This window comes from Bradyrhizobium sp. Ec3.3 (genome assembly GCF_000472925.1).
Taxonomy (GTDB): Bacteria; Pseudomonadota; Alphaproteobacteria; order Rhizobiales; family Xanthobacteraceae; genus Bradyrhizobium.
In genome coordinates this window covers 207,325-223,979 of record NZ_AXAS01000006.1, presented here as the reverse complement: position 1 = coordinate 223,979, position 16,655 = coordinate 207,325, and the positions used below count along the sequence as shown (strand labels likewise).

Annotated in this window: 18 protein-coding genes; 2 read left to right on the top strand and 16 right to left on the bottom strand. The window is 65.4% G+C overall.

Features of this window, described 5'->3' with window-relative positions; all coding sequences use genetic code 11:
* Positions 1-94: 94 nt before the first annotated feature.
* From YUU_RS0107635 to YUU_RS0107590, 10 genes are read right to left on the bottom strand one after another with little or no spacing between them, the layout of a single operon-like run.
* The gene (locus tag YUU_RS0107635; RefSeq protein WP_027521868.1) at positions 95-1,468 is read right to left on the bottom strand and encodes an amidohydrolase family protein; all 1,374 of its coding nucleotides are present in this window, start codon (positions 1,466-1,468) and stop codon (positions 95-97) included.
* A complete protein-coding gene (locus YUU_RS0107630) occupies positions 1,465-3,048 on the bottom strand; it encodes an ABC transporter substrate-binding protein (RefSeq protein WP_027521867.1) in 1,584 nt (527 codons plus the stop codon). Before YUU_RS0107630 ends, YUU_RS0107635 begins: the two co-directional genes overlap by 4 nt.
* A gap of 12 nt (positions 3,049-3,060) precedes the next feature.
* On the bottom strand, positions 3,061-4,380 hold the full coding sequence (locus YUU_RS0107625) for a dihydroorotase (protein WP_027521866.1): 1,320 nt from the start codon (positions 4,378-4,380) through the stop codon (positions 3,061-3,063).
* 10 nt (positions 4,381-4,390) lie between these two features.
* Positions 4,391-5,047 carry an aspartate/glutamate racemase family protein gene (locus YUU_RS0107620; RefSeq protein ID WP_027521865.1) on the bottom strand — a complete coding sequence of 219 codons (657 nt, stop codon included), beginning with the start codon at positions 5,045-5,047 and terminating at the stop codon, positions 4,391-4,393.
* Positions 5,048-5,054: 7 nt separating this feature from the next.
* Positions 5,055-5,939 carry a polysaccharide deacetylase gene (locus YUU_RS0107615; protein ID WP_027521864.1) on the bottom strand — a complete coding sequence of 295 codons (885 nt, stop codon included), beginning with the start codon at positions 5,937-5,939 and terminating at the stop codon, positions 5,055-5,057.
* Complete coding sequence (locus tag YUU_RS0107610; RefSeq protein ID WP_027521863.1) at positions 5,926-6,741, bottom strand: ABC transporter substrate-binding protein; 816 nt, start codon at positions 6,739-6,741, stop codon at positions 5,926-5,928. Before YUU_RS0107610 ends, YUU_RS0107615 begins: the two co-directional genes overlap by 14 nt.
* A gap of 15 nt (positions 6,742-6,756) precedes the next feature.
* Positions 6,757-7,521, bottom strand: coding sequence for an amino acid ABC transporter ATP-binding protein (locus tag YUU_RS0107605; protein ID WP_027521862.1), 765 nt, complete (start codon positions 7,519-7,521; stop codon positions 6,757-6,759).
* Positions 7,518-8,375, bottom strand: coding sequence for an amino acid ABC transporter permease (locus YUU_RS0107600; RefSeq protein WP_027521861.1), 858 nt, complete (start codon positions 8,373-8,375; stop codon positions 7,518-7,520). The genes YUU_RS0107605 and YUU_RS0107600 overlap by 4 nt, the downstream gene beginning before the upstream one ends.
* Complete coding sequence (locus YUU_RS0107595) at positions 8,372-9,199, bottom strand: ABC transporter substrate-binding protein (RefSeq protein ID WP_027521860.1); 828 nt, start codon at positions 9,197-9,199, stop codon at positions 8,372-8,374. The genes YUU_RS0107600 and YUU_RS0107595 overlap by 4 nt, the downstream gene beginning before the upstream one ends.
* 40 nt (positions 9,200-9,239) lie before the next feature.
* Complete coding sequence (locus tag YUU_RS0107590) at positions 9,240-10,196, bottom strand: N-carbamoyl-D-amino-acid hydrolase (RefSeq protein ID WP_084801340.1); 957 nt, start codon at positions 10,194-10,196, stop codon at positions 9,240-9,242.
* Between the two features lie 151 nt (positions 10,197-10,347).
* On the opposite strand from YUU_RS0107590, the gene YUU_RS0107585 reads away from it, so the two are divergent.
* Positions 10,348-11,265, top strand: coding sequence for a LysR family transcriptional regulator (locus tag YUU_RS0107585; protein ID WP_027521858.1), 918 nt, complete (start codon positions 10,348-10,350; stop codon positions 11,263-11,265).
* A 72-nt stretch (positions 11,266-11,337) separates the two neighbouring features.
* Positions 11,338-12,054 carry a type 1 glutamine amidotransferase gene (locus YUU_RS0107580; RefSeq protein ID WP_027521857.1) on the top strand — a complete coding sequence of 239 codons (717 nt, stop codon included), beginning with the start codon at positions 11,338-11,340 and terminating at the stop codon, positions 12,052-12,054.
* An 81-nt stretch (positions 12,055-12,135) separates the two neighbouring features.
* On the opposite strand, the gene YUU_RS0107575 is transcribed toward YUU_RS0107580, so the two are convergent.
* From YUU_RS0107575 to YUU_RS0107550, 6 genes are all read right to left on the bottom strand, one after another.
* Complete coding sequence (locus YUU_RS0107575; protein ID WP_027521856.1) at positions 12,136-12,603, bottom strand: nuclear transport factor 2 family protein; 468 nt, start codon at positions 12,601-12,603, stop codon at positions 12,136-12,138.
* A gap of 77 nt (positions 12,604-12,680) precedes the next feature.
* Complete coding sequence (gene ybgC, locus YUU_RS0107570) at positions 12,681-13,088, bottom strand: tol-pal system-associated acyl-CoA thioesterase (RefSeq protein ID WP_051389640.1); 408 nt, start codon at positions 13,086-13,088, stop codon at positions 12,681-12,683.
* 112 nt (positions 13,089-13,200) lie between these two features.
* Positions 13,201-14,112, bottom strand: coding sequence for a metallophosphoesterase (locus tag YUU_RS0107565; RefSeq protein WP_027521854.1), 912 nt, complete (start codon positions 14,110-14,112; stop codon positions 13,201-13,203).
* Positions 14,113-14,197: 85 nt separating this feature from the next.
* Positions 14,198-15,067: a DUF6869 domain-containing protein gene (locus tag YUU_RS0107560; RefSeq protein ID WP_027521853.1), complete on the bottom strand. Its 870-nt coding sequence runs from the start codon at positions 15,065-15,067 to the stop codon at positions 14,198-14,200.
* 95 nt (positions 15,068-15,162) lie between these two features.
* Complete coding sequence (gene ruvB / locus YUU_RS0107555) at positions 15,163-16,212, bottom strand: Holliday junction branch migration DNA helicase RuvB (RefSeq protein WP_027521852.1); 1,050 nt, start codon at positions 16,210-16,212, stop codon at positions 15,163-15,165.
* A complete protein-coding gene (locus YUU_RS0107550; protein ID WP_027521851.1) occupies positions 16,209-16,628 on the bottom strand; it encodes a cytidine deaminase in 420 nt (139 codons plus the stop codon). Before YUU_RS0107550 ends, ruvB begins: the two co-directional genes overlap by 4 nt.
* Positions 16,629-16,655: the final 27 nt, after the last annotated feature.

Below are 16,655 nucleotides of genomic sequence, written 5' to 3'. Positions count from 1 at the left end.
GCGTTGAGCAATTTGTATGCCATCGACTCCACCGATGGCAACGCGCTCCACGATTTTGCCGGGCACCTATGCAATAGCTAAGGATGCGAGCAGCTCAGCCGTTGAAGGCGGCCTGCGCTTCCGGCAGATCCCAGATTTTCCCGATCGCAGCCGCGCCTTGCGACGTGATCGCGGCTTCATTGCCATGAACGAGACGGCCGGCATCGATGAGCACGCGGCCGTCGACCATGACCTGGTCGATATTGGCGCGGTTGGCGAGTGCGACCAATGCGCGCCTGACATCGAACAGCGGCTGCAAATGCGGGTGGGTCAGATCGACGACGGTGAGATCGGCGGTCGCCCCCGGCGCGATCCGGCCGAGATCGGGCCGCTTGATGATGTCGGCGGCGGTTGCGGTGATCGACTCGATTAGCTCGGGGGAATTCGCGACATCGGCGCGCTGCGACGACGTCTTGGAGATGAGCGAGGCGGCATTGAGCTCGCCGAGCAGGTCCATGTTGTAGCCGTCGGTGCCGACCACAGTGCGGACGCCATGGCCGGCGAAGCGGCTGAATGCCGCAGTCACGCCGGCACGCGCGAACACGCGCGGGCAGTTCAGCACGGTCGCGCCGCGCGCGGCCATCAGCTTCAGATCGTCATCGGTGCTGGCGATGCAGTGCGCGGCGAGCAGGTCCGGCGCAAGAATGCCAAGCCAATCCAGATATTCCGCCGGCGTGCGGCCGCCGTAGCGCTTGCCGATGGTCTCGACCTCGGCGCGGCTCTGCGCCAGATGCGTCGTGATGGGGACATCAAGCTCACGCGCTCGCGCCGCGCACGCCTTGAGCAGATCGGGCCCACACGTATCTGTCGCGTGCGGGCTCATCGCAAGGCCGATGCGCCCCTCACCGCGGCCATTCCAGCGCTGGTACAGCGCGTCCCAGGTTGCCATATCAGCCACGCCGTCATCGCCGGCATAGCTGACCACGCCGTCGGGGCCTGCCTTGGCGTCGGAGGTAGAGAAGAGGTAGGGCGCGCCGTAGAAGCGGATGCCCATTTCCTCGGCGGCGTCGAACATCTCCGGGATCGAATTGCGGAATGGCTCCATCACGGTGGTGGCGCCGCCCTTCAGGAGCTGGAGGATGCCGAGCCGCGCCACCGCGAGGCGTTCTTCCGGCGACAACAGATCGGCGCCGCGCTTGGTCAGCGGCAGCAGCACCGTGTAGACGATGCTCTGGTTGTTGCGGCGGCCGTTGCCGTCTTCGGTGTGGCTGCGCGCCACGGCCTCGCTGAAACAGTGGTTGTGCAGATTCAACAGCCCCGGCAGGATGAGGCGGCCGGGCTTGTCATAGACCCGATCGGCGCGCGGCTTGTCACGCGTAACCGCGGCGATCGTCTTGCCCTCGACCAGCACCCAATGGTCGCGCAAGACATGCTGCGCGCCGTCCTTGCGCGTCAATGCGTAGCTGCCGAAGATCGCGATCGTGCTCATGCGGGGCGTACGTTCCAGAAGACGGCGGTGCCGTCGAGAATACCGGTGATGGACTTGCGATAGGCGGTTGGCTGCTTGTACAGGCCGATCGGGAGGTAAGGAATCTCCTCGAACGCCAGCGCCTGGATCTCGCGGCAGATGCGTTGCTGCTCGGCAAGTTCGGATGCCGCCAACCACTGGCTGCGCAAGCCGGCCATCTTCTCGCTCTTGTACCAGCCGGCGACCTTGCCTTCGCCGCGCAAATTCGTGTTGCCGGCGGGATTGAGCCAGTCGATGCCCTGCCAGTTGCCAACCGCGGCACTCCAGCCGCCCTGCCCGATCGGCTCCTTCTTCAACTGGCGTTGCAGCACGACAGCGAAATCGAGCGCGGCGTATTCGACATTCATGCCGGCCTTGCGCAGCGTGTCGGCGGCGATCTCACCGAGCGGGCGCTGCGCCAGCGAATTGGTGGGCACGAGCAGCACGACCTTCTCGCCATTGTAGCCGGCGGCCTTGAGATCCGCCTTGACCTTGGCGTAGTCGCGCGGGCCGCGGAAGACGTCGAGCCCGACCTCGCTGGCCATCGGCGTTCCCGGTGCGAAGAATCCGATCGGCGAGACCTGATAGGCGGGATCGATGCCCGCGACCGCCGTCATGAATGACGACTGATCGATCGCGCCCAGCAATGCGCGGCGAACCGCGGGATTGTCGAACGGCGGCTGGAGATGATTGAGCCGCAGCATGCAGGTGTAGCCACGCGGATCGAGCACACGCGTTTCGATGTCACCGGCAGCCTTGATCACCGGCAACAGATCGTGCGGTGTGGTTTCCTGCCAGTCCTGCTCGCCGGTCTGGAGCGCAGCGACGCCGGTGCCGGCGTCCGGCGTGGTGGTCCAGACCACGCGGTCGTAATGCACGATCTTGGGACCAGCGGTCCAATCCGGTTTGCCGTCGCTGCGCGGCTGGTAGCGGTCGAAGCGGGCATAGGCGTTGCGCGCGCCCTGCACGCGCTCATCGGCGAGATAGCGGAACGGACCGCTGCCGATGACTTCGGTCAGCGGCTTGAACGGATCCTGGCTTGCGAGCCGTTCCGGCATCATGAAGCAGGCGTTGATCGCGGCCTTGCCCAGCGCCTGCGGCAACAGCGGGAACGGACGCTTGAGGCGGAAGCGGATGGTGCGGTCGTCGGCAGCCGAGAGTTCGTCGGTTGCCTCCATCAGCTCGCCGCCAAAGCCGTCGCGCGCCGCCCAGCGGCGGATGCTAGCGACGCAATCGCGCGCGAGCACGCGCTCACCATCGTGCCAGAGCAGGCCGTCGCGGAGGGTGAGGTCCCACTGGAGCCCGTCATTGGAGATGACATGCCCCGACAGCATCTGCGGCGAGACCTGGAGCGAGGCGCTCATGCCGTAGAGCGTGTCGTAGACCATGAAGCCGTGATTGCGCGAGACCTGCGCGGTCGAATAGATCGGGTCGACGAAGGCGAGATCGATCACCGGGATGAAACGCAGCGTGGTCTGCTCCTCGGCGCGCAGGATCCGAGGCAGCGACAGTGCTGGCGCTGCGGCTGCGGCCTTGAGCAGGGAGCGGCGAGTGATCGGCATCGAACAAATCTCCTAGGACGCAAAGCGCGCGAGACGGCCGATCGGCGCGCCCTGCACCTCGTCGTCGCGCATCACGGTGTGGCCGCGCACGATGGTGGCGACTGGCCAGCCCGCGATCTTCTTGCCCGCGAACGGCGTCCAGCCGCAGGGCGAGACGATCCAGGAGTCCTCGATGGTGCGCTTCGCCTTCATGTCGACCAGCGTGACGTCAGCGTCGTAACCGGCGGCGAGCCGCCCCTTGCCGACGAGGCCGTAGACCCGCGCGGGACCGGCGGCCATGAGGTCGACCATGCGCGACAGCGACAGCCGGCCGGCATTGACGTGATCGAGCATGACAGGAACGAGCGTCTGCACGCCGGTGAGACCCGCCGGACAATCCGGCCAGGGCAACTCCTTGGCGGTGCGCGAATGCGGCGCGTGATCGCTGCCGATAGTGTCGACGATGCCGTCGCGCAGCGCGGCCCAGCTCGCCTCGCGATGCCGCTCGCCGCGGATCGGCGGGTTCATCACGCCGAAGCCTTTCAGCGTGTCGTAGCACTCCGGTGCCACCTGCGTCAGGTGGTTGACCAGCACCTCGACGGTCGCGACGTCGCGATAATCGCGCAAATAGCTGAGCTCCTCCGCCGTGGAGACGTGAAGGATATGCGCGGGCCGACCGGTCTTGCGCGCCAGCGCCATCAGGCGGCGCGTGCCGAGGAAGGCGCATTCCTCGTCGCGCCACTCCATGTGCGAGCGATGCGGCATGCCGCGCGAAAACATCGGCTTGCGGGCCTGGAGGCGATATTCGTCCTCGCTGTGATAGGCGATGCGGCGGCGCCCCGCGCGCATCAGCTTTTCCAGGTGCTCGTCGTCCTCGACAAGCAGCGACGCGGTCGAAGAGCCGGCGAAAACCTTGATGGCGCACACGCCATGCTCGCTTTCGAGATGCGCGAGCTGATCGATATTGGTCTTGGCGCCGGCGATGTAGAGGCCGATGTCGCAAAAGCTCTGCGCTTCCGCGTAGCCGCGCTTCCAGTCGAGCCGCTCCTGATCGACGATCGGCGGATTGGTGTTGGGCATGTCGAACAGCGTGGCGATGCCGCCGAGTATTGCAGCGCGCGTGCCTGTCGCCAACGTTTCCACCGTCGCATCGCCGGGATCGCGCAGATGGACATGGCTGTCGATCAGGCCGGGCAGGACGTGAAGGCCGCTGGCGTCGATCACCTGGTCGGCCGTGTCGGCCGAAGTCGCGGACAGCGTCGCAATGCGGCCGCCGGAGATGCCGACATGGGCAGCTTCCTCGCCCCAAGGCGTGACGCAGGTGCCGTTCCGGATCAGGAGATCAAAATGCATCGTCCGCCTTTCATGCTTTCAACAACACCGCGCCGATCGCCGCAGCGACCGCCTGCTGCGCCGGTTCGACCACGGGAACGCCGATCGCGTCCTCGATCGCGGCGCGGTGCGAGGCCATGCCGGCGCAGCCCATCACCACGACGTCGGCGCGGGTTTGCGTGACCAGCGCGCGGCCCGCCTCGATCAGGCGCCCACGGATATCGGCGCTCGCTGTTTCCGCCGCGCTTGCGCCGACCGACCAGCTTCCGGCATAGCGACCGTCCACGCCCATCTGCCGCACCATGCGCTGCTGGCGGCGAATGCTTTGCGGCGACAGCGCGATGATGCCAAACCGCTCGCCGAGCGTCAGCGCGCGCAAGATGCCCCATTCGGCAATGCCCATCACCGGGCGGCCGCCTGCCGCCTCGCGCACCGCATGCAGCCCGGGATCGCTGAAGCAGGCGAGCACGAAGGCGTCGGCATCCTCGCGCGCAACACGATTGACGAGCGGCATGACGACGCTGTCGGCGTCGCGCTGCGAGGTGATGCTGGGCGGGCCTTCGGCGAGCCCCACCACTACGATCTCCGGCCCGCCGGAGATCCTGAGCGGCGCGACCGCTTCGTCGATCGCCGCCGTGACCGCCGCGGAGGAGTTCGGGTTGATCGTCAGGATGCGACGGCGGGTCATGCTGTGCTCAACGCTTGGCGGCCTCATGGCGCTGGAAGTTCGCGGCGATGGCCTCGCCCGTCGTGATCCAGAGGTCTGGACAGGATTTTGCGTAGGTCAAGAATTCTCGCAACAGACGAAGTCGCATGGGACGTCCGCTGCATTGCGGATGCAAGACCGTCGTCACCATCGCGCCCCAGTCCCTGACCTCGTCGAGTTCGTCCTTCCAGATCGAGAGCACGTGCTCCTTGGGAAAGATGGAACGCGGGCTGAAGCGGGCGGAGAGGCCGTGCATCCAGTCGTCATAGCTCGCGGTCACCGGCAACTCGATCGTGCCCGGCTTGCCGTCGGCGAGGCGATGGCGATAGGGCCTGACGTCATCGCGGAACGAGGAAGTATAGACGATGCCGTGGCGCACCAGCGCGACGCGCAGCTCCTCGGTGAACTCGCCATAGGGCGCGCGGTAGCCGATCGGCTTGACGCCGAGCCGGCGCTTCAGCGCCTCAAAGCCACGCTCCAGCTCCTCCTCGATCCAGGGATCGCCGGGATCGGGCAGGAGGTGGTGGTAGCCGTGATGGCCAATCTCGTGACCGGCCTTGAGGATCGACTCGGCCATGGCGGGGTGCGCATCGACCGACCATCCCGTGACGAAGAACGTCGCCTTGAGATCGAGCTGATCGAGCAGCTCCAGCAGCTTCGGCGTGCCGACGCGCGCCTCGTAGCCGCCGTAGCTCATGGTGATCAGGCGCTGCGCGTGCACGGCGTCCTTGCTGGTCCACGCGCTCTCCGCATCGACGTCGAACGACAGGAACATCGCCGACGTATAGGGCTTTGGCCAGGGATAGTGCGGCGCAGGGTCCGCGGTGTTCGCCGGGACGAGCGGGATGCTCTGGAGTGCCTTACTGTCCAGCATTGATGGTCGCCTTCTCTATTCCGTTGTCGTTCAGTTTCCATTTCGCCAGCAGCGTACGATAGGTGCCGTCCGCGATCAGCGCATCGATGGCCTCGACCATCGCCTGCTGCAATGCCTTTTCCTTAACCGGCAGCGCGATGCCCGTGAACTGCGTTGCGAAGGCGTCGCCGACCGGCGCATAGGTGCCGGGCTCGAGGTCCATGATATAGGGCAGCGTCTCGTTGCCCTGCACGGCAGCGTCGATGCGGCCTTGCCTGAGCTGCGTGCGCGCATCAGCCGAGCCGTCCGTGCCGACGAACTGGATCGGGTTGCTGCCGCAATTCTTCTCGCTCCACGCCGCGATCTCTGCCGGGAACATGGTGCGGCGGCTGGCGCCGACCTTCTTGCCGCACAGCGCGGCCATGTCCTTGAACTCAGCCGCGCGCGACTGCTGCACGAAGAATTTTGGACCGCTGCGCAAATAATCGACGAAAGACGCGATCTCGTGCCTGCTGGCATAATCGGTGAAGCCCGACAGGATGGCGTCCACCCGGCCCGTCGAGATCGACGGCATGAACTCGGCGAAACTGGTCTCCTGCCATTCGATCTTGACGCCGAGCTTGCGGCCGAGCGCCTCGCCGAGGTCGATGTCGAATCCGGAAAGCGTGTTGGTGGCGGGATCGCGGAACTCCATCGGCGGATAGTTCGGCACCAGCGCGACCTTGATGCTGCCCCGTTTGGCAATCTCAGGCGGCAGCTCGATCGCCATCACTGATGCCGTCGTCGCACACACCAGCGCCGCCGCAACCAACACTCTCATCATCGAAACGCCCCCATTTTAGATCACCGCGGAAAGAAAAGCTTTGGTGCGCGCCTCGCGCGGCGCGCCGAGCACGTCAGATGCCGTCCCGGATTCGACGATCGCGCCCTGGTCCATGTAGACGACACGATCGGCGACCTCGCGAGCGAAACCGAGTTCGTGCGTCACCACCATCATGGTCATGCCGCTTTGCGCGAGCTCCTTCATGACCGCGAGCACCTCGCCGACGAGCTCGGGATCAAGCGCGCTGGTCGGCTCGTCGAACAGCATCAGCATCGGTTTCATGGCGAGGGCGCGCGCGATCGCGACGCGCTGCTGCTGGCCGCCGGAGAGCTGCGCGGGATAGGAATCGGCCTTGGCCGCAAGCCCGACGCGCCTGAGGAGCTCGATGGCTTCACCGCGCACCTCGTCGGATTTCCGGCCCTGCACCTGCAGCGGACCTTCGGTGATGTTCTCAAGTGCCGTCTTGTGCGGAAACAGGTTGAAGCGCTGGAACACCATGCCGGTCTTCAGCCGCTGCCGGGCAATCTGCCGCTCGGTCAGACGATAGAGCCGCCCGCCCTCTTCCCGCACGCCGAGCAGCTCGCCATCGAGCCAGATGCCGCCGCTGTCGATCGCGGTGAGCTGGTTGACGCAACGGAGCAGCGTCGTCTTGCCCGAGCCGGACGCGCCGATCAGGCACATCACCTCGCCGGGCCACACGTCGAGCGAGACACTTCCGAGAGCTTGAAACTCTCCAAAATGCTTGCTGACCGAGCGGATCGCGACGAGGGGTTTTGTCATCGGGCAAACCGCAATGTGCCGCGAGCAAAGCGTCGCTCGAGCAGCATCTGGAGCGGCGTCAGGATCGACACCACCAGGAGATACCAGAGCCCGGCGACGATCAGGAGCTCGATCACGCGCGAGTTGGCGTAGTAGATGTTCTCAGCGTTGTGCAGCACCTCCGGATACTGGATGACGCTGGCGAGCGAGGTCGCCTTGACGAGGCCGATGAACTCGTTGCCGATCGGCGGAATCACGACGCGCATCGCCTGCGGCAGAATGATCCGGCGCAGCGCGCGCAAGCGTCCCATGCCGATTGCCTGCGCCGCCTCATATTGCCCGATGTCGACCGACAGCATGCCGGCGCGCATCACCTCGGAGGTGTAGGCGCCCTGGTTGATGCCGAGCCCGAGCAACGCTGCGAGGAACGGCGTCATGACGTCGACGGCGCGTGCGCTCCACAGGCCGGGAATGCCGATGGTCGGAAACACCAGCGCGAGGTTGAACCACAACAGAAGCTGGAGGATCAGCGGAGTGCCGCGGAACAGCCAGGTGTAGCCGGCAGCGACCGACTTCAGCACCGGGTTCGGCGACAGCCGCATGATCGCTACGATCACGCCAAGAAAAATACCGAGCGCCATCGCGAGCACGGCCATCACCATGGTGTTGACGATACCCTCGAGGATCACTTTCGCCGTCAGGAAGCGGCTGACATAGGACCATTCGATCTGGCCGCCCGCGAAGGCGCGGCCAATGGCAGCCAGCACCAGAACGATCAGCGCCGCGCTGAACCAGCGAAACCAGTGCGGCTCGCGCGCAACGTGCAGCCCGGACAGGTCGGGAAATCCCTCCGCGAGGGCGGGCGCGGCCTTCATTGCGGCGCCGCGTTCATCAAGGGCTTCTCGACGGCGTTCACACCCAATCCCCATTTGTCGAGAATAGCCTTGTAGGATCCATCGGCAATCATGGCGGCGAGCTTTTCCGTCACCACTTCGCGGAGCGCCGCATCATCTTTGCGGAACATGATGCCCTGAAAGCCCTTCGCGAAGGGCTCGCCGACGACGCGATATTTGCCGGCCTCCTGCGATTGCGCGTAAGGCAAGGTCTCGCTGCCCTGCACGGCGGCATCGATGCGGCCCTGCTTGAGCTGGTTGCGGACGTCGATCGAGTTCTCGCCGGGAACGTACTGGATTGCCGGCTTGCCGGCCGCCTCGCAATTCTGCTTGCTCCACTTCTCGATCTCGACGGGGAAGCTGGTGCTGCGCGTCGTGCCGACCTTCTTGCCGCAAATATCCGTCGCCGCTTTCGCCTCGCTCTCGGCCATCACGAAGAACTGCGGGCCTGTCGTCAGATAGTCGACGAAATCGGCGGTCTCGCGCCGCGAGGCACGGTCCGAGATGCCGCTGATGATGAAATCGGCGCGCTTGGTCTGGAGCGAGGGGATCAGCTCGGCGAACGGCGTCTCGCTCCAGACGATCTTGAGGCCGCCGAGCCGCTTGGCGAGCTCGTTTGCAAGATCGATGTCGAGCCCGACGAGCTCGTTGGTTGCGGGATCGCGATATTCCATCGGCGCGTAGGTCGAGTTGACCGTGAGCTTCAACCTGGCCGCCTGCTTGATCTCCGCCGGAAGCTCGGCCGCCTGCGCGGACGTCACGGCAGCCAACGCTGCGAACCCGAGAAAATGCGAGAGGCGTGTCATGTCAGCTCCCTTGGCTGGCGTCGCGACCGGCCGTTTGATGTCAATCCGCGTCGAGAACGGCCGGCTCGATGACGCCGGCGCGTTCGGTGATCACCCTGTATTGCTCCGGCCGCCGGTGGGCGGCGAAGTTGAACATCTTGTCCTTGCCCTGGCGGCAGAGGTCGAGATCGATGTCGGCGACGATCACTTCATCGGCCAACGTCTCGGCCTGCGCAACGATACGACCGTTGGGATCGACGATGCAGGAGCCGCCGATCAATCCGGAGCCATCCTCCTCGCCCGCCTTGGCGACCGAGATCGCCCAGGTCGCGTTCATATAGGCATTGGCCTGCGTCACCAGCGTCGAATGGAAGGTGCGAAGGCCGGCGTCTTCCGTCGTGCCGCCATTGGGATCATAGGCCGCCGAATTGTAGCCGATGCAGACGAGCTCGACGCCTTGCAGGCCGAGCACGCGCCAGGATTCCGGCCAGCGCCGGTCATTGCAGATCATCATGCCCATGATTGCATGGGCCCAGGCCGAGCCGGCGCGGAAGGCGGGAAAGCCGAGGTCGCCATACTCGAAATAACGCTTCTCGAGCTGCTGATAGCGCGCGCCCGGCCGCGGCTCGACCGAGCCCGGCAGATGCACCTTGCGATAGCGGCCGAGAATCTCGCCGTCGCGATCGACCAGGATGGAGCAATTGAAGCGGCGGCCGTCCGCCGTCAGCTCGGCATAGCCGACATAGAAGCCGACGCGGAGCGCACGCGCGCGCTCGAACAGCTTTGCCACGGCCGGGTTTGGCATTCCGCGCTCGAAATATTCGTCGAGCGCTGCGCCTTCGAGCAGCCAGCGCGGAAAGAAGGTGGTGAAGGCAAGCTCGGGAAACACCACGAGGTTGGCGCCGCGAGCGGCAGCCTCCTCCAGCAGCTTCAGCATCCGGCCAAGCGTATGCGCGCGCGTATCGGCTTTTTGCGTCGGCCCCATCTGGGCGGCGGCGGCGCGAAGGACACGAACCAAGACTGCCTCCAATCTGTGCGCGCTGCTGCCTCGTTGGGCGGCGGAACTCTTTGATCCAGCGTGCAAATCCGCGGCCATTACGCGGAAACGGGAGTTGAAAAGCAATTCATTGTGCTATGATATTTTGGCCGAGAGTATAATCGGGGCTTATATGAACCTCCGCCAGCTCGAGATCCTGCGTGCCGTCATTCGCCACCGCACCACGGTCGCGGCAGCGGACGAGCTGGCGCTGTCACAGCCCGCGGTGAGCAACGCGCTGAAGACGATGGAGGCGCAGGCCGGCTTTGCGCTGTTCGAGCGCGTCAACAACCGGCTGTTTCCGACCGCCGAAGCGATGGCGCTCTACAAGGAGAGCGAGGCAATCTTCGCGCTGCATGCCAAGCTCGAAAGCCGCGTGCGCGATCTGCGGGAGAACCGCTCGGGACATCTGTCGCTCGTGGCGACGCCGCCGCTTGCCTACAGCATCATCCCCTCCGCTCTGTCCAGCTTCCTGCGCCGCCGTCCGGAGACGCGGGTGTTCTTCGATGTCCGGCGCTACGAGGGCATCATCGAGGGCGTGCTGAGCCATGTCGCCGAGCTCGGCTTCGCGCTCGGGCTCACGCATCATCCCGGCATCGCGCATGAGGTGGTGCACACCGGCGAGATGGTCTGCGTGCTGCCGCCAAAGCATCCGCTGGCCGGGCAGCCGGTGATCTCCGCCTCCGATCTCGTCGGCCTGCCCTTCATCGGGCTCGAGCGCGGCACACGGTTAGGTGAAGCCGTGCGCGACAGTTTTGCCCGCGCCGGCGCGCCTTTCCAGCCGACGGTCGAGGTGCGCTACTGCAACACGGCCTGCGTGCTCGCGGCCGCCGGCGTGGGCGCCGCGGTGGTCGATCCATTTTCGCCGCGGCAAAATGGCGGCAACGGCCTCGTCGTGCGGCCGTTCGCGCCGACGACGCGCGCGGTCGCCTATATGCTGTGGTCGGAAGCAGAGCCGCTGTCGCGGCTGGCAAAGGCCTTCCTCAACGAGGTTCGCAAGGAGAGCAGGCTTCTGGAGAGCGGCACGCCACAGGAGGCACAGCGCGACTGAGCTTGCGCAGGCACACACAATCTCTTAACCGAGGACACGTTCTTAGCCGAGGATGCAATTCTTCGAGGGCATATGGCACGCATCACCATCATCGAGACCGGAGCCGTCCCTCGCAAACATCGCGAGCGCCACGGCTCGTTTCCGGACATGTTCGAGCGCATGATCCGTACCGAGGATTCTTCCGCTGCGTTCGACGTCGTGAGCATCCCCGATGGCGAGGCGCTCCCCGACCCGCGGCAGTTGGAGGCGATCCTGATCACCGGCGCGGCGGCCGGCGTCTATGACGGGCTCGACTGGATCGCGCCGCTCGAAGAATTCGTACGCACCGCCCATGCCAACAAGACGCCGATGGTCGGCGTCTGCTTCGGCCACCAACTGATCGCGCAGGCGCTGGGCGGCACCGTGCGCAAGTCGGACAAAGGCTGGGGCATCGGCCGGCACGTCTATCAGGTGGCGCCGAACAACGGCGTCATCGGCGGCGAACAGCTCGCAATCGCCTGCTCGCACCAGGACCAGGTCATCGAACCACCGCAGGACGCGCGGACGATCCTGTATTCGGAATTCGCCCCGCATGCCGGCCTGCTCTACCCCAACGGCACGACGCTCTCCGTGCAGCCGCATCCGGAATTCGACAAGAGCTTCGCGCAAGTCTGCTGCGAGCTCCGCGAAGGCCACGCGCCCGACAACGTCGTTGCCACCGCCAAGGCCTCGCTGTCAGAGCCGCTGGATAGCGCGAAGCTCGGTGGCGCGATCACGAGGTTTCTGACGAGGCGGGCGACAACTTCTTAGTTCGCGAGATGCGGCCACAGCCACCCTCTCCCGCAAGGGGAGAGGGTGCAGCGCGCCAAGCTCAGCTTCTGTCGATGCGTCTTAGAATGGACTATCGCCCAGTCCCGCCACATCGGCGGGCCTTGGCCCCGGTGCAGGCCAGTGGAAGCGGCGATCGCTCTCCGCGATGGCGATGTCGTTGATCGACGCCTCGCGACGCTTCATCAGGCCGTGCTCGTCGAACTCCCACTGCTCGTTGCCGTAAGAGCGATACCACTGGCCGCTCGTGTCGTGCCATTCGTACTGGAAGCGCACAGCGATGCGGTTGCCGTCATAGGCCCAGAGGTCCTTGATCAGCCGATAGTCGAGCTCCTTTGCCCATTTGCGGGTGAGAAACGCCACGATCGCCTCGCGCCCCCAAAACACCTCCGAGCGATTGCGCCAGCGGCTGTCCTCGGTATAGGCCAGCGCGACACGCTGCGGGTCGCGCGAATTCCAGGCGTCCTCGGCCATGCGGGCCTTTTGAGCGGCGGTCTCTCTCGTGAAGGGCGGAAGCGGCGGACGCGACATGGCTGGCCTCATCAGTTGGGGACACGCAAATCTACGCTCGCGCGCCTGGAAGTCGATGGCCCGTCTTCCCTATCGGCTCATTTCGTAATCACGTCGGCCTTCATCAGGTTCCGGATTGATTTCGGGATCGGCTGGGCGCGGCCGCCGCTGATGAAGGCGACGCGCACTTCCGCTTTCACCAGCACGTCCTCGGCGCGCCGCACCTCCTGCGCCAGCATGATCGAGGCGCCCTTCACCGCGATCGGCCAGGTCACGATGTCGAGCACATCGTCCATGCGCGCGGGCTTGAGGAAATCCAGATGCATCGAGCGCACCACGAAGGCAAAGCCGGCATCTTCCGTCTCGACCTGCTCGAACAGCGCCTGCTGCTCGGCGCCCATCAGCCGCAGATGGTTGGTCCGCCCGCGCTCCATGAAGCGCAGATAGTTGGCGTGATAGACGATGCCGGAAAAGTCCGTGTCCTCGTAGTAGACGCGGACCTGCATGTGGTGGCGGCCTTCGCGGATCTCACCATCGAGATGAACTGTCACTGCGCGAGCCTTGGTTCATTGTCCACGCTCGTGTTTTGCGCAAATCAGCCCGACGCGCAAGCCATCGCTATGACACCGCCTGCCCCGCGTTCCCCAGCGTTACCAGTACGATTTCCGGAGGAACACCAAGGCGGAAGGGTATGATGCTGCAGCCCAGCCCGCCGGAGACGACGACGTCGCAATTCTTGCGGACGTGGCCATAGGCGAGTTCTGGTCTCGACGGAGCGGCCGGTGACCAGCCCAGCAGCCGCACCTGGCCTCCATGGGTGTGACCGGACAATTGCAGCGCGACGCGCGCCGGCACGCGCGAAGCGATGTCGGGTTCGTGCGCGAGCAGGATCAGCGGAGCGCTGTCGGTCACCTTGGCGAGCGTCGCGCTGAGATCGTCGACGCCGACGCGCCGCATCGGGCGAAAGTGGCGCGCCGGCACATAGGCGAGTTGGTCACCAAGCCCGGCGAGCCAGAACGGACGTCCGGCTTTGGTGAGGCGCGTTGCGTCGTTCTCATAGACGGGAATGCCGGCGGCCTCCAGCGCGATCCGCGCGGCCGGCAGTCCCCTGCCCTCGCGCTGCACGGTCTTGTCATCCCAATAATCGTGATTGCCGAGGATGGCGTGCACTCCGAGCGGCGCTTTCAACCCGCCCAGCACCGATGCCCACTCGCTAGCCGGAATGGCGCGCGTGGCATGGCGCTGACTGACGACGTAGTCGCCGAGCAGCACGGTAATGTCGGGCTGGAGCGCATTGGTACGTTGGACGATGCCAGCGATGCGTTCGAGCGACATCCAGGGATCGCAGGCATGCAAATCGGCAATGACGGCGATCTTCAGATCGAAATCGACGGGCCATTGCGGCGGCGACAGGTTGTAGCGGGTGACCAGCAACCGCTCCGGCTCGATGCCGACGCCGTAAGCCGTCGTTGATACGCCAGCGACTGACAGACCGCCGATGGACCGAAAGAAAGCGCGACGAGAGATCATGGGAAACCGATTGTGATGCCTTGCCTTGATGTCCTCCGATTGAAGCGGAATTGGGGTGCGCTTGTGCAGATCGTGAGCAGAAACGTTAACGGTCCCTCACGCCGACCAGCGCATCCAGACGCGTCTTCAATTCGTCGGACGCCCGGTAATACCAGACGCCGCCGAGCAAGTCATGGAAGCGCCTGTCGGCACGGGCCTCGCGCTCGATGCGGTCGATCGTGCGCAGGCTGATCACGTCCTCGAGCGGACCGGCCGCCAGCACCGACAGCAGCACGGGATTGGACTCCACCCTGAGGATCTCCAGGATCAGGTCGATCATCCGGTCGGGATCGTCCTCGCGCAAATCGCGCTCGAAATCCATGATCGCGAACAGATTGTCGTCCTGGTCGCGGTCGGACCTGGAATATTGCTCGATCCAGGCCTGCGCCAGCTCGGACAGCGACATGCTGGCGCAATCGAGCAGCTCGCGCGGAGTGCGCTGGGCCAGGTGATCGGCGTGCCAGGCCGCTTGATTGGCAATCCCTGCGATGCGCCGCATCAGCGGCTCCTCGTCGCCGAAATGTACGCCCCCGAGCAGCCAGCGCAGCCGCGCATTGTGCTTCGCCTCATGCTCGATACGCCCGATCACCTCGTCGCCATGGGCATAGAGCAGCGCCAGCAAGAACTTGTCGTTGAGCTGCATCACGGTCGGCTTGTCGGTCTCGGTCTTCAGCACGTCTAGGATGAGATCGAGCGCGCGCTGCGGGCGACGATGCGGCAGATGATCGAAATAGAGTTTCAGCGCCCAGATGCTGCCGGCCTGGTCGCGCCGGCTGACGCGCTGAAGCGCGCACCACATCGAGGCCAGCTCGGCCAGCGGCATCGGATCGAGGAACGCTTCGGTCTCGTCGGGCGTCCGCAGTTGCGGTGCGGACGCGATGCTTTCAAGCAGTGTTGCTTGCTCACTCAGCCCCATTCTTCCCACTCCAGCCAATGTGCGTTGCGCCAGCGACCCCGATCGCCGCGCGTTCGCATTAGTGGGAGCACGAAACAGGTGGGTTCAACGTCGCTTTAGTCGTCGCTCTCGTCCGTGCCGAACAGGCCGAACTGTGCCGTATCGCGCGAGGGCTCAGTGAGGCCGAGATGGCGGAAGGCATGCGTGGTGAGGAGACGGCCGCGCGGGGTACGCTGGAGATAGCCGCACTGGATCAGATAGGGCTCGATGATGTCCTCGATGGCATCGCGCGGCTCGGACAGCGCGGCGGCCATGGTCTCGACGCCGACCGGGCCGCCCCCATAATTGAGCGCAATTGTCGTCAGGTAGCGCCGGTCCATGGCGTCCAGGCCCGCGGCATCGACCTCCAGCGCGCTCAGCGCATGGTCGGCGATCTCGCGATCAATGGTTTCAGCGTTGGCGGCGGAGGCAAAGTCGCGCACCCGCCTGAGCAGCCGGCCGGCGATGCGCGGCGTGCCGCGGGCGCGGCGCGCGATCTCGTTGGCGCCATCCGGGCTCATGCCGACATTGAGCACGCGCGCGCCGCGGGTGACGATGCCTTCCAGCTCCTCGACCGTATAGAAGTTGAGCCGGATCGGGATGCCGAAACGGTCGCGCAGCGGATTGGTGAGAAGGCCGGCACGCGTCGTCGCGCCGACGAGGGTGAACTTTGCAAGCTCGATCTTGACCGAGCGCGCCGCCGGCCCCTCGCCGATGATGAGGTCGAGCTGGAAATCCTCCATCGCGGGATAGAGCACCTCTTCCACTGCTGGGCTCAGGCGGTGGATCTCGTCGATGAAGAGTACGTCGCGCTCTTCGAGGTTGGTGAGGAGCGCGGCGAGATCGCCGGCCTTGGCGATCACAGGGCCCGATGTGGCGCGAAAGCCGACGCCGAGCTCGCGCGCCACGATCTGCGCCAGCGTGGTCTTGCCGAGGCCGGGGGGACCCACGAACAGCACGTGATCCAGCGCCTCGCCGCGCTTGCGCGCAGCATCGATGAAGATGGACAGATTCTTGCGCGCCTGCTGCTGGCCGACGAATTCGGTCAGCGATTGCGGGCGCAGCGCCGTATCGCCGACATCGTCGCTGCGGCGCTCGGGTGTGACGATGCGGGAGGGGGTGTTCACTCGTTGCCCCGCCGGTATTTGTTCGGCAAGAGCTCGCCGATGCTGACGACCTTCGGCTCGCGGCCATTGTCGGGAACGATGACCCGCGCCTTGGCGTCGTAATCGTGGATCAGCTCGCGGCAGATGCCGCAGGGTGAGACGACGGCGATGTCGCCGGGCTCGTCCGGCTTGGGATGGCGCACGGCGACGATCGTCTCGATGCCGCGGTCACCGGTCTCCGTAATGGCGCGTCCGATCGCGATCGCCTCGGCGCAGACTGCAATGCGGCCGATATAGGCGTCGATGTTCACGCCGGTGACGATGCGGCCGTCGCGCGTGCGCATAGCAGCGCCCACCTCCTGCCAGTCATTGCGATAACGCTCGCTGATCGCGGCGGTCGCGGCGGCGATGAGTTCCTTGTCTTCGTTGCTCAGCATGGCGGAAAATGCATTCCTTCGTCAGTC

What these genes read in the sequence shown, in the direction of transcription:
- YUU_RS0107625 (WP_027521866.1), bottom strand. Translation starts at nt 4,380, where the DNA reads ATGCATTTTGATCTCCTGATCCGGAACGGCACCTGCGTCACGCCTTGG.
- YUU_RS0107605 (WP_027521862.1), bottom strand. Translation starts at nt 7,521, where the DNA reads ATGACAAAACCCCTCGTCGCGATCCGCTCGGTCAGCAAGCATTTTGGA.
- YUU_RS0107620 (WP_027521865.1), bottom strand. Translation starts at nt 5,047, where the DNA reads ATGACCCGCCGTCGCATCCTGACGATCAACCCGAACTCCTCCGCGGCG.
- YUU_RS0107630 (WP_027521867.1), bottom strand. Translation starts at nt 3,048, where the DNA reads ATGCCGATCACTCGCCGCTCCCTGCTCAAGGCCGCAGCCGCAGCGCCA.
- YUU_RS0107575 (WP_027521856.1), bottom strand. Translation starts at nt 12,603, where the DNA reads ATGTCGCGTCCGCCGCTTCCGCCCTTCACGAGAGAGACCGCCGCTCAA.
- YUU_RS0107615 (WP_027521864.1), bottom strand. Translation starts at nt 5,939, where the DNA reads ATGCTGGACAGTAAGGCACTCCAGAGCATCCCGCTCGTCCCGGCGAAC.
- YUU_RS0107585 (WP_027521858.1), top strand. Translation starts at nt 10,348, where the DNA reads ATGAACCTCCGCCAGCTCGAGATCCTGCGTGCCGTCATTCGCCACCGC.
- YUU_RS0107635 (WP_027521868.1), bottom strand. Translation starts at nt 1,468, where the DNA reads ATGAGCACGATCGCGATCTTCGGCAGCTACGCATTGACGCGCAAGGAC.
- YUU_RS0107600 (WP_027521861.1), bottom strand. Translation starts at nt 8,375, where the DNA reads ATGAAGGCCGCGCCCGCCCTCGCGGAGGGATTTCCCGACCTGTCCGGG.
- YUU_RS0107580 (WP_027521857.1), top strand. Translation starts at nt 11,338, where the DNA reads ATGGCACGCATCACCATCATCGAGACCGGAGCCGTCCCTCGCAAACAT.
- YUU_RS0107565 (WP_027521854.1), bottom strand. Translation starts at nt 14,112, where the DNA reads ATGATCTCTCGTCGCGCTTTCTTTCGGTCCATCGGCGGTCTGTCAGTC.
- YUU_RS0107595 (WP_027521860.1), bottom strand. Translation starts at nt 9,199, where the DNA reads ATGACACGCCTCTCGCATTTTCTCGGGTTCGCAGCGTTGGCTGCCGTG.
- ybgC (WP_051389640.1), bottom strand. Translation starts at nt 13,088, where the DNA reads ATGCAGGTCCGCGTCTACTACGAGGACACGGACTTTTCCGGCATCGTC.
- YUU_RS0107550 (WP_027521851.1), bottom strand. Translation starts at nt 16,628, where the DNA reads ATGCTGAGCAACGAAGACAAGGAACTCATCGCCGCCGCGACCGCCGCG.
- YUU_RS0107610 (WP_027521863.1), bottom strand. Translation starts at nt 6,741, where the DNA reads ATGATGAGAGTGTTGGTTGCGGCGGCGCTGGTGTGTGCGACGACGGCA.
- YUU_RS0107560 (WP_027521853.1), bottom strand. Translation starts at nt 15,067, where the DNA reads ATGGGGCTGAGTGAGCAAGCAACACTGCTTGAAAGCATCGCGTCCGCA.